The organism is Microseira wollei NIES-4236 (genome assembly GCF_020521235.1).
Taxonomy (GTDB): Bacteria; Cyanobacteriota; Cyanobacteriia; order Cyanobacteriales; family Aerosakkonemataceae; genus Microseira; species Microseira wollei.
The window spans coordinates 1-337 of sequence record NZ_BLAY01000615.1; the positions used below are offsets into that span (position 1 = coordinate 1).

The 337-nt window shown below is 45.4% G+C and carries 1 protein-coding gene; it reads right to left on the reverse strand.

What is annotated here, in order from left to right:
• On the reverse strand, positions 1–337 hold a 337-nt coding region (locus MiSe_RS50030), incomplete at both ends, for a hypothetical protein (protein ID WP_226595073.1).

Consider the following 337-nt stretch of genomic DNA (forward strand, 5'->3'; position numbering starts at 1 on the left):
TTGTGCTTGTTGAATTTGGATATTGCCGCCGGCAATATTTAAGCTGCCTCTAGCTGAGGCTTGAATATCTTTTGGTTGGAATGAGTCTAGGCTACCTGCGGCTTGTACTTGACCGCTGAAGGTTGCTGGTAAACGATTTGGCAATGTTGTTAAACGATGCAACTGGAGATTAGAGGCTTCTATAGCAGTTTGCCAGCGACCTTCGTTTAATTGTGCTTGTTGAATTTGGATATTGCCGCCGGCAATATTTAAGCTGCCTCTAGCTGAGGCTTGAATATCTTTTGGTTGGAATGAGTCTAGGCTACCTGCGGCTTGTACTTGACCGCTGAAGGTTGCT